Annotated in this window: 2 protein-coding genes; one reads left to right on the top strand and one right to left on the bottom strand. The window is 52.1% G+C overall.

Annotation, left to right across the window (positions count from 1 at the left end):
* Positions 1–4,146: GLUG motif-containing protein (locus tag DWU89_RS20170; RefSeq protein WP_316250686.1), on the top strand; the 4,146-nt coding region annotated here is incomplete at its 5' end.
* A gap of 223 nt (positions 4,147–4,369) precedes the next feature.
* Here DWU89_RS20170 and DWU89_RS20165 read toward each other — a convergent pair.
* Positions 4,370–4,675: transposase (locus DWU89_RS20165; protein ID WP_147292162.1), on the bottom strand; the 306-nt coding region annotated here is incomplete at its 5' end.

The raw sequence follows: 4,675 nt of genomic DNA, 5'->3' as shown, positions 1-4,675 counted from the left end.
ATCATGAAAACAACCCCTCTCCCCCTCATCCTCCTCCTCTCCCTCCTCCTCCTTGCCCCAACCGCCAAGGCGGAAGGCAACGAAACGACCGAGGTTACTAAAACCAATTGGCAAGACGCAAACGTTCTTGCCAGTGTCTCCGTCGGTACCGACGGGACGCCCACAGACGTCCAGGTAACCCTCCCCAACACCAATGACGCCACCCGCACCGACACCCTCTACACCGTCAAGACCGCCCTCGGCCTCGCCTGGATCGCAAACATCACAAACAACAGCTCCATCTACCAGGAAAGCGGCACAGATGCCCAGCAGCTCTACCCCCACCAGAAAGGCTTTAAGAACTGCACCGTCGAGCTGTACACCTCACTCAACAACGACACCATTGACCTCTCCGGGTACTACTGGACGCCGATAGGAAATAGTTCATCTACCCCTTTCAACGGAACCTTCGACGGCAACCACAAGGTGGTAAAGGGACTGAAGATAGATAAAATAGAGGATACAAGCACTTATTATATATATACCGGCCTGTTCGGTTATCTGTCAGACAACGTCCACGACCTGGGAATCCAAGTCGCGGAGGAAGGGATAAAGGTGATAGGTATGAATGTTTATGCCGGTACCTTAGCCGGTTATAATGAAGGCGCCATACAGAACTGCTTCGCCATAGGAGCAAATGATGCCGTCATAGATGCGGAATCAACTTACAGCAACTATTGCGGCGGCCTTATAGGTCAGAATTCCGGAGGAAGTATCACGAATTGCTATGCGACCCTCGACGTAAAAGGGGCTATCACCAACAGTGATTACATTGCAAATATCGGCGGCCTTGTCGGATATATCGATGGAGAAAGTAACATCAGCCATGTATATGCCACAGGAAAGATAAAAACAACCGGACAAGATTATTCCCTAATGGGCGGTGTGGCTGGTTATATAGGGTCCGGCAGCCTCCTCTCTCACGCCCTCGCCGCAAATCCGGAAGGCATAACCGCTACGAACTCCAAAGCGAATGACTTCTTAGGCCGTGTTTGCGGAAAGGCAGAAACTAATCATTGCGACACCGCCACCTGCTACGCCTCCACCAAAATACGGGTGAACAGCAAGGTGACAGGCGTCAGTAAAAACAGAAACTATAAGCACATCGACGGCATCAACGCCGATACCGACACCGACCTCGACGAGCTCTTCCCGACAGGCGACGACGCAGTTTGGGAATACAGCACCAGCAACGGCAATAGCACCGACAACCTCCCCATCCTCAAAGGCTTCACCAGCAACTTGCAAGGCACGACCGCAAAGACCACCGTCTTCGACAGCCCGTTGGACCTTTCGACCCTCACGGCCAACAGCGGCACAATCCCTACAAACGAACCCCCGACCTACACCGCCGACTCCCTCATCTTCTCCAACACCGAAGGGTGGATACACAAGCAAGGGACCAGCGGAAGTAGAGACGCCTTTAGCGGCCGCGTAAAAGGCAAGGGCACAGCCGTACAACTTGCCATTAAGACAGACACGGCGGCGGTACTTAGCTTTAAAGACGAGACGGAGTTGACAGGGCCTTCCGTTAACTACGCGTCTGCTATCCAGATTTGTAAAAGCCAGACCGAAGGGAAGAAGACCGACATCACCCTGCGCTCCGAAGGGATGGTGACGGTGAAAGGTAGTGGTGATACCCAATATGTGTTTAGCTATTCATCCAGCGAATGCCACGTCGACCCGAAGAACCGCTTCCTGTTCTATGGAGGAATCGATAGTTATGGCGGTTACTTATATGACATGATAAGCTGGGAGTGGGAGTCTACCCTAACCGCCGACGTCACTGTCAATTGGGACGGAGGAAGCGTCACAATACCGTGCAACAGCGACAACTCATATAAGGCAGTCGCTACCAACCCCGACGGCGACAACATAACCGTAAGGGTCGGCAAGGACTTTCAGAAAGGACAGCTGGGAGGAATGAGTCTTTATGACTATGTCAGCACCTTCACTTTCAACGATCAGGGACCGAGAGCATACGCTGTATATAAGAATATGCAAAGCGCCGCCGATAAAGGCACAGTCAACAACCCCTATGTCATCGACCTCGCCACCATGTCCACCTCCGCAACTGCTGCCGACAGCGGCTATACCTACAGCGAGGCCGACAACCGGAAGATCGTCAAGCTCGGTTGCGCAGACGGCATGACCGAGGCCTATTACAGCATAGAGAATAAGGCCGCCGCCCACATCCTCCTGACCTCTGCCGCCGACCTCACGACGCCCCTCTGCCTGAAAGCCCGCTCCGGCAGCTTCGTCGACAGCCTGCAAGTCCCCGCCTCCGCAAACTGGACGCTGTTGAAGGGCGACACCCTCAAAGCCTCCTACGTCGAAGTCAGCGGTGGGCTAAAGCTGGACGGGCCGGTGATGGTGGAGAATGAGGTAACGGCCGGAATAGATAATTACGCACTGAAAGTCTTATCGGGCGGTTCGGTCACGGCTAACGACGTGCTGAAAGTGTATGGGGCAGGAAATCAAGCTATCGGCATTGAGGACCAAGGCTCCTTCATGATTGGCGCGAAAGGTAAGGTTTATGCATACGGAACGATTTTCAACATCAGTAATAAACTTTCGATTAGCAAAGGCGGCATACTGCGGTGTGCAGGACATATTTTCAGTTATGATAAGTCAGATGTTCCCGTTATTGAATGGCGCTTTACCAACAAACCTAAAACGGAACTGGTAGCCGAGCATGGAAACGAAGAAATCCGGTTTACCCGTGAGATGTTCGGCCAGTATCTCGACAAGGCTAACTATTTTACCGCCAACGTGACGAAGGATGCCGAATACACGCTTTACCAAGTGACAGGGAACGGAGATGTTAAACTGATAGGGACTACTTTGGGAGGGGACATAGTAGATGCCTTCTCTGCTACTGCCGATCAAATAACTCACTATGATAAGGTAGGGAAGCCGATATCACAGATAGTAGACGAGAAGAGCATTACTATTACAAAAGACGGGGAATATACGGATAGTAAGGGAACTACTCATGAGTTTAACGGTATCCTGGATGGCGCCACAGCGTCGTTGCTTAAAACAGAGACAGCGGTCGTGATGGCAATAAATAACGTCAATGTGGATAGCCTGGTGGTTAAGAAAGGTTATACCTTATTATATCTGAACGGGGAGAATAAGCTTGACTCCATTGCTGTTGCTGAAAATGGTTCATTAAAGCTTAACAAAACAAGCAGCACAGACGGTTTTACTTGCTCGAAGGGAGTCGTAAATAGAGGGATATTCCAAGATTATACCGGCCTGATTCGTTCCGTCACGATACCATTAGCTGATAAAGACGTCGTCTTTAGCCTGGAAACACCCGCCGATGTGGAAGTAGCACGGGGAGGTCGGACGGAACTACAGCCGTCGGGCAATATTCCGGACGGGGCCACTGTCAGTTATGTATGGTATGAATGGAAGGATAACGGTTGGGTTAAGTTGAACAACGGCCAAGACTGTTCCGACCCAAGCTATTCCCTCGGTGCCGGCAAATACCAGTGTAATGTAACGGTGACATTAAAAGACGTCACGCTTAAATCCACAGGCACCACTGTCACGACCACATTAACCAGCATCTTCACCGTCACCGAGAAGTCTGCGCCTCCGACCCCTCCCGTGGTCATCCCGACCTACTACACCGTCACCCTGCCCGCCGTGGAAGGTGCGACCTTTAGCCGTGCAACCGGCGAGACGACAGTGGAAGAGGGCACGAACTTCACGTTCTCGATCACCCTCGATGCCGACTACGACCAGTCCGTTCCGGTCGTCACCACTGACCGGGGCGAGACGATAGAGCCGCGTGCCGGCGACGGCCGATATGTGGTGCGCGACATCCGGGAAGACGTCGTCATCACCGTCACCGGCATCCGCCGCAACGACGACCCGACCGCCAATGCCGCCGTCACGCCCGACGCCGTCCGCCTGTGGACCGCCTCCGGACAGCTGCACATCAGCACGCCCGTAGCCGCCGACCTGCGCATCTACGCCTTCGACGGCAGCCTCCTCCGCTCCCTCCGCCTCCCTGCTGGCGAGACGGTGATGGAAGCGCCGGGCGGGCCTTGCATCGTGGTTGTTGGCGACCGCCGGTTTAAGGTGGCGAGGTGAATGAGAGGAATTATGAATTGTGAATTATGAATTAGCGTGTCATTGCGGGCTTGACCCGCAACCTCATACTAAACTAATCCTCTATAATTAGGATGGGGTTGCGGGTCAAGCCCGCAATGACACGCTAAAAGGGGCGTACCTCGGTCTTAGCCCTCCCCCCTTTGCCGCAGGCTCTCTTTTGCCGTTCGTTTCAGAGACTGTGTGAAAAAGGCTTATTCTCCAATCAGATCAATACGCTGCCACGTTGTTTTTTGAAAAGTGAGATAGCCCCAAAAAGGTTGTTTAGAACGATAAAAGTCGATATGAGCGAATGAAATAGACTTTTATTGAGTTCCGACAAGCTATTTGCTATCCTCGATAACAAATAAGGTATCGAAGACAAGGAACACAATCGCTTGATATTATAAGCGGTCGTATATAAATCTATTTCAATCTGTACTTTCTTTCTTGATCTGAGTAAAAGAGGCACTTTCCCCATCCAGCGTTTGACAGTGCCAAATACATGTTCAATCTGACTTTTTCTCTCCCT

The sequence above is a fragment of the Parabacteroides acidifaciens genome (assembly GCF_003363715.1).
Taxonomy (GTDB): Bacteria; Bacteroidota; Bacteroidia; order Bacteroidales; family Tannerellaceae; genus Parabacteroides; species Parabacteroides acidifaciens.
This window is presented reverse-complemented; position numbering and strand designations above follow the sequence as displayed.